This window comes from Enterobacillus tribolii (assembly GCF_003363015.1).
GTDB lineage: Bacteria > Pseudomonadota > Gammaproteobacteria > Enterobacterales > Enterobacteriaceae > Enterobacillus > Enterobacillus tribolii.
Genome location: NZ_QRAP01000012.1, coordinates 110,023 through 116,542, shown reverse-complemented (window position 1 = coordinate 116,542; position 6,520 = coordinate 110,023). Strand labels below are relative to the sequence as shown.

The window sequence follows — 6,520 nt, the reverse complement described above, 5'->3', positions numbered from 1 at the left end:
GTGCTGTTTGCCGGTCAGTGGAGGCGCATTATAGGGACTTCCTGATGGCTGACAAGTGTTAATTTAAAAAAAAACGCTAAGCGCTTTTTTTTTCAGCAACATCACAAAATTCACGGTATTTTCCGGGCAAAAACTCAGCGGGAAGCCGCTAAACGGGCGAAATCCTGTGCAAAATGGGCAACCTGCTCCCAGTCGGTATACTCGATTTCTTTCGTGGTATCCGTTTCCCCGCCGGTCAATTTCATAATAAAGCGGATCATGACCTTATCAATCCAGCGATAATGCGGATAACGCAATGCGCCGGCAAACACCGCACACAGCTTCGGCGTCCACGGTGAAGCCAACAAAAACTTGCGGGTATACGCATTGGTTTGCGGTGAACGCTTCTCCGGCTTGCGCGCCGTCAGGTTTACCGTAAATAACGCACTCGGCATGGCGTTCAGTTTTTCTGCATTGCGACGGACAAATTTGTGCAATATCCGCGAGAAATGGCCGTAACGTACCGACGCGCCGATCAGCACGGCGTCAAAATTTTCCAACCGGATATCCTGCGCATCCCGCAAATCATGCATTTCACAGCGCATCTCTACCGCCAGCGAGGAGGCAATAGAAGAGGCAATGGCCTGCGTTTGTCCATCCTGGCTGGAGTAAAGAATCAGCGTTTTCATATGTCTTCCCTAGATCAATTGCGCCAAAAAGTCGGAGTAAACAGTACTAACAGGGTGAATACTTCCAGACGACCAAACAGCATCGTTACAATCAGCACCCATTTGGCAGCGGCATTCATCGTCGTGAAGTTATCCGCCACCACCCCAAGCCCTGGCCCCAGGTTATTCAGCGTGGCAACCACCGCAGCAAAAGCAGAGAAGTCGTCAACGCCGGTTGCAATAACCGCCAGCATACTGATGATAAACACCAGCGCATAAGCGGAGAAAAATCCCCACACGGCTTCCAGAATCCTCTCCGGCAGCGCACGGTTCCCCAATTTTATCGTGTAGACCGCATTCGGATGCACCAGGCGTTTCAGCTCGCGGGAGCCCTGCAAAAACAGCAACAGTATCCGGATAACCTTCAACCCTCCGCCCGTAGACCCCGCACAGCCGCCGATGAAAGCGGAACACAACAGCAATACCGGCAAAAACAGCGGCCAGTGGGCGATGCCATCGGTGGTGAAGCCCGCCGTCGTCGCCATAGAAACTACCTGGAAGAAGGCCTGGTTCAGCGCCTGCAATGGATCTTTATAAGTATTATGCAACCACAATACGAGCGTACAAACCGCCACCAACGTAAACTGGACGAAAATGAACATGCGGAATTCCGGATCGCGCCAGTACACCCTGAGGCTACGACCGCTGAGCACGGCAAAATGCAAACCGAAGTTACAACCGGAAATCAGCAGGAAAATGGCGACAATGGTATTGATCGTCGGGCTGTTGAAATAGCCGATACTGGCATCATGGGTAGAAAAACCGCCGATGGCAATGGTGGCAAAGCTATGGGAGATGGCGTCAAACACATCCATCCCCGCCCCCCAGAGGGCAAGCGCGCAGGCGATCGTCAGCAATACATAGATCAGCCACAGCGTTTTTGCCGTTTCAGCGATTCGCGGCCGCATTTTATTGTCTTTCAGCGGGCCCGGCATTTCTGCCCGGTACAACTGCAGCCCCCCGACGCCCAATATCGGCAAAATCGCCACCGCCAGCACGATGATCCCCATACCGCCGAGCCATTGCAGCATCTGCCGGTAAAACAGAATCGCTTTGGGTAAATGATCCAGCCCGACCAGCGTGGTCGCGCCCGTCGTGGTCAGCCCGGAGAACGACTCAAAAAAGGCATCCGTCACCCCCAGATTCGGGCGCTCCGAAAACAGGAAAGGTAAGGCCCCCACGCTGCCCAGCACCGTCCAGAACAGCACCACGATCAGAAAACCTTCACGCGGCTTCAGTTCATGCTTTTGCTTACGCTGCGGCCACCAGAGGAAAAGCCCGATCGCCAGGGCGACGAAGAAAGTCTGGGTAAATGCCCGCCCTGCGCCGTCGCGATAGATGAGGGCCACCAGCCCGGGAATAAACATCGTTCCGGAAAAGAGGATGACGAGTAGACCGACGATGCGGATAATGGCACGAAAATGCATTCGGGCACGTTCCTTGCTCAGAAATGTGAATCTGTCAAAAACAAATACCGGGAAATCACGGCGTCACCGCCCGGAGATGTAACTCACCCCGGCTCAGGTTACGCAATTTCCTCTCAACTTCGTCCACCGCCGCTCGCGGCAAACTCAGCGTCAGTGTCACCCCTTCAGCAAACTGACTTTGCAGTATGTCGCCATCCGCCAGCCGGATCAGGGATTCAATCTGGCTGAGTAACGCATAGTCACACGACAAAGTATACTCACTCTGAGGAATTTTTTGCTGCGTCGGCAGCTGCTTCAGCGCCTGCTGCACGCCGCCGCCGTATGCTTTCACCAGTCCGCCGGTGCCCAGCTTGATTCCGCCATAATAACGCACGACCACGGCGGTAATCTCGCCGATCCCACTGCCCATCAGCAGGGAGAGCATCGGTTTTCCCGCCGTACCGGACGGCTCGCCGTCGTCAGAAAAACCGAGTTGCTGCGAATCCTGCGGATTACCGGCAACGAACGCCCAGCAATGATGCCGGGCATCCGGATGCGCTGACTTAATTCGCTGAACGAACGCCCTCGCCGCTTCATTACCGGGAGTATGCCCCAGATATGTAATAAAGCGGCTTTTCTTAATCTCCTCGCTGATGCAAACATCGTCAGCGGGGATGGCATACCCCTGGCTCATTAATCAAGGTGCAGATCACGCGTCATATTTTCCACGCGTTTTTCGTGGAACACGACGTTATCTTCAATACGGATGCCGCCGAACGGCTTCATCGCCCCGATTTTCGCCCAGTCGAAATGTTTTCCGTGTTTCCCGGCTTTCCATGGCTCCAGCAGGGAGTCGATGAAATACAGCCCCGGCTCCACGGTCAACACCATACCCGGCTCCATCACGCGGGTGCAGCGCAGGTAAGGATACATTTCCGGCGCCGCCATATGGGTGCCGTTTTCATCCTGCATAAAGCCGGCCACGTCATGTACCTGCAGCCCCAGCGGATGCCCCAGGCCATGCGGAAGGAAAGGCGTGGTCAGCCCTTCGGCCACCGCAGCCTCTTCGCTGATATCCACCAGAAGCTGATGTTTCTTCAGCAACCTGGCCAGGCGCTGATGCATCTGAATATGATAATCGGTGTAACGCACGCCGACTTTAAACGTGCCAATCAGCGCCTGCTGTTCCTGATTAAGATCGCGCACCAGCGCCCCGAAATCGCTCTCAGGCTTCGCGGCATAAGTACGGGTCAGATCGGCGGCATAACCGTTGTATTCCGCACCGGCGTCAATCAGGAAGCTGCGTACTTCCTGCGGCAGACGATGCTGCAGCGTCGTGTAATGCAACACCGCAGCGTGCTCATTCAGCGCCACGATATTGTCATAGGGAACGTCCAGATCGCGGTGCCCGGTGGCCGTCAGGTACGCCTGGTTGATGTCGAACTCGCTCATTCCGGACTGGAACGCCTCAAATGCCGCGCGATGTCCGGCAACGGCCGTTTTTTGCGCTTCGCGCATGCAGGCCAGTTCATAACCGGTTTTGTACGCGCGGTGATAGTGAAGGTAATCCAGCACCGGCTGAGGGTTAATCAGTTCCGCTTTGATCCCTAACGCCAGCGCACGCTGGGGAATGTATCCGATATACGCCACGCGCTCGCGGGCAGCCGGTAATAATTGCGCAATATCATCGGGCTTACGCAGCGCGGTCAGTTCCACATGCGGCGTCCAGAACGCCTCGGGCAGCGGCTCCACGCTGTACCAGTAATCAACCGGAGAATAAAACCACAGTTTGGGCTTATTGACGCCGTCAATCCACAGCCAGCAATTAGGCACCTGAGTCACTGGCACCCAGGCCTTGAACTGCGGGTTTACTTTGAACGGGTAGTCACGATCGTCCAAAAACAGCGTCAACAATTCACCGGAATGAATCAGCAACGCATCCAGTTGATTGCGTTCCAGCACCACGCGCGCGCGTTGCTGAAGTGTCTCAAGATGCTCCGAATACAGTGAAGCCAGCGTTTCCATGTGTATCCCCTTTTGGCCACAACGAATTTTTCATTTTACCACAGCCCGGAACCGAAGATCGCATTCCCGGAGAGCTGTGATCATGTTTGCAAATTTTTAATAACAAATTTGCAATTTATTAACATAGATTCCACACTCGAAATCATCTGGTCATACCAGATCACTTGCGCTGATTCAGGAGATCACGATGCTCTACCAAGGCGAAAACCTCTATGTTAACTGGCTCGAAGACGGCATTGCCGAGCTGGTATTTAACGCCCGGGCCGCTATCAACAAGCTGGATACGCATACCGTCTCCAGCCTGGGCGACGCCCTGACCGTACTGGAACGACAATCGCAATTGCGCGGTCTGGTACTCCGTTCCACCAAAGACGCCTTTATCGTCGGCGCGGACATTACCGAATTCTTATCGTTATTTGCCGCACCGGCAGAGACGCTGGCTTCATGGTTGCGCCATGCCAACAGCATTTTCAATCGTCTGGAGGACTTACCGGTTCCCACTCTTTCCGCGATCAACGGTTATGCGCTGGGCGGCGGTTGTGAATGTATTCTGGCGACCGACTTCCGCATCGCATCGCCGGATGCCCGCATCGGCTTACCGGAAACCCGCCTGGGAATTATGCCCGGCTTCGGCGGTTCGGTTCGCCTGCCGCGTTTGATCGGCGCCGATAACGCGCTGGAAATCATCGCCGCCGGTAAAGATGTCGGCGCGGAGCAGGCGCTGAAGCTCGGTTTGGTCAATGCCGTCGTCGCCCGGGATAAACTGACATCCGCTGCGCTCGTTACGCTGAAGCAGGCGATTGCGGGTCAGCTCGACTGGCGTGCGGCCCGCAGTCCCAAGCTGGAGCCGCTCAGGCTCAGCCCGGTGGAAAGCGCAATGTGCTTCGCCACCGCAAAAGCGGTCGTGATGCAAACCGCCGGTAAACATTATCCCGCCCCGATGACCGCGGTAAAAACCATCGAAGCTGCCGCCGGCATGGCGCGTGATGAGGCGCTGAAACTGGAAACTGCCAGCTTTGTGCCGCTAACCCGCACCAATGAAGCACGGGCGCTGGTCGGTATTTTCCTCAATGAACAAACGGTAAAAGGCAAAGCCAAAAAACTGGCTCAGGCCGGCGCCGTTCCCACCCACGCCGCCGTACTGGGCGCGGGCATTATGGGCGGCGGCATCGCCTATCAGTCCGCCCTGAAAGGCGTGCCGGTCATCATGAAAGACATCAGCGAAAAATCATTGACGCTGGGCATGACCGAAGCCTCTAAATTACTGAACAAACAGCTGGAGCGCGGCAAGGTCAGCGGTATGAAAATGGCGCAGGTATTGTCAACGATTCAGCCCACGCTGGACTACGCAGGCATCAACCGTGCGCAAATCGTGGTTGAAGCCGTGGTGGAAAACCCCGGCGTGAAGGCCGCGGTATTGTCGGAAACCGAAGCCCTGCTGCCGGATGACGCAATCCTGGCATCGAACACGTCGACCATTCCCATCAATCAACTTGCCGCGGCGCTGAAACGGCCGGAAAACTTCTGCGGCATGCACTTCTTCAACCCGGTTCACCGCATGCCGTTGGTTGAAATCATCCGCGGTGAAAAAACCTCCGACCGAACCATCGGCAGCGTCGTGGCCTATGCAACCCGGATGGGAAAAACACCGGTCGTCGTCAATGACTGCCCGGGGTTTTTCGTCAACCGCGTACTGTTTCCCTACTTTGCCGGCTTCAGCCTGCTGTTGCGTGACGGCGCCGATTTCCGCCAGATCGACAAAGTGATGGAAAAACGCTTTGGCTGGCCGATGGGCCCGGCTTATTTGCTGGACGTGGTCGGCATTGATACCGCGCACCATGCCCAGAACGTCATGGCGCAGGGTTTCCCGCAACGCATGGCGAAGGCGTATCGCGATGCCATCGACGTAATGTTCGAACAACAGCGCTTCGGCCAGAAAAACGGCCTGGGTTTCTACCGTTATCAGGAAGACGCCAAGGGCAAACCGCGCAAAGAGGCGGATGAACGGGTTCAGCCCATACTGTCTTCCGTTGCCCCGGGCAACCAGAGCTTCAGCGACGAAGAGATCATCGCCCGCATGATGATCCCGATGGTTAACGAAGTCGTACGTTGCCTGGAAGAAGGTATCGTCGCATCACCGGCGGAAGCGGATATCGCGTTGATCTACGGCATCGGCTTCCCGCCGTTCCACGGCGGCGCCTTCCGCTACCTGGACACGCTGGGCAGCGCACAGTACGTAGAAATGGCGCATCGCTATCAGCACCTTGGCCCGCTGTACCAGGTTCCCGCCGGGCTGCGTGCCAAAGCGGAAACCAACGATAGCTACTATCCCGCGGTGACGCCCGCCGCAACCCTGAATACCGGCACCCCGGACTGAGGACG

The 6,520-nt window shown here is 56.0% G+C and carries 5 protein-coding genes; 1 reads left to right on the top strand and 4 read right to left on the bottom strand.

Translation table 11 applies throughout. From position 1 onward, the window contains the following. Window positions 1-134 precede the first annotated feature (134 nt). From hemG to pepQ, 4 genes are read right to left on the bottom strand one after another with little or no spacing between them, the layout of a single operon-like run. Window positions 135-668, bottom strand: coding sequence for a menaquinone-dependent protoporphyrinogen IX dehydrogenase (hemG, locus tag C8D90_RS19695; RefSeq protein WP_115460172.1), 534 nt, complete (start codon window positions 666-668; stop codon window positions 135-137). Window positions 669-682: 14 nt separating this feature from the next. Beyond that, the gene (gene trkH / locus C8D90_RS19690) at window positions 683-2,134 is read right to left on the bottom strand and encodes a Trk system potassium transporter TrkH (RefSeq protein WP_115460171.1); all 1,452 of its coding nucleotides are present in this window, start codon (window positions 2,132-2,134) and stop codon (window positions 683-685) included. 55 nt (window positions 2,135-2,189) lie between these two features. Beyond that, window positions 2,190-2,807: an IMPACT family protein gene (locus tag C8D90_RS19685; protein ID WP_115460170.1), complete on the bottom strand. Its 618-nt coding sequence runs from the start codon at window positions 2,805-2,807 to the stop codon at window positions 2,190-2,192. After that, a complete protein-coding gene (gene pepQ / locus C8D90_RS19680) occupies window positions 2,807-4,138 on the bottom strand; it encodes a Xaa-Pro dipeptidase (RefSeq protein WP_115460169.1) in 1,332 nt (443 codons plus the stop codon). The genes C8D90_RS19685 and pepQ overlap by 1 nt, the downstream gene beginning before the upstream one ends. A gap of 187 nt (window positions 4,139-4,325) precedes the next feature. Here pepQ and fadB point away from each other — a divergent pair, with 187 nt between their 5' ends. Continuing rightward, window positions 4,326-6,515: a fatty acid oxidation complex subunit alpha FadB gene (fadB, locus tag C8D90_RS19670; protein WP_115460167.1), complete on the top strand. Its 2,190-nt coding sequence runs from the start codon at window positions 4,326-4,328 to the stop codon at window positions 6,513-6,515. Window positions 6,516-6,520: the final 5 nt, after the last annotated feature.

Excerpts from the sequence above, each read along its gene's own strand:
- C8D90_RS19685 (WP_115460170.1), bottom strand. The coding sequence starts at position 2,807 with ATGAGCCAGGGGTATGCCATCCCCGCTGACGATGTTTGCATCAGCGAG.
- fadB (WP_115460167.1), top strand. The coding sequence starts at position 4,326 with ATGCTCTACCAAGGCGAAAACCTCTATGTTAACTGGCTCGAAGACGGC.
- trkH (WP_115460171.1), bottom strand. The coding sequence starts at position 2,134 with ATGCATTTTCGTGCCATTATCCGCATCGTCGGTCTACTCGTCATCCTC.
- pepQ (WP_115460169.1), bottom strand. The coding sequence starts at position 4,138 with ATGGAAACGCTGGCTTCACTGTATTCGGAGCATCTTGAGACACTTCAG.
- hemG (WP_115460172.1), bottom strand. The coding sequence starts at position 668 with ATGAAAACGCTGATTCTTTACTCCAGCCAGGATGGACAAACGCAGGCC.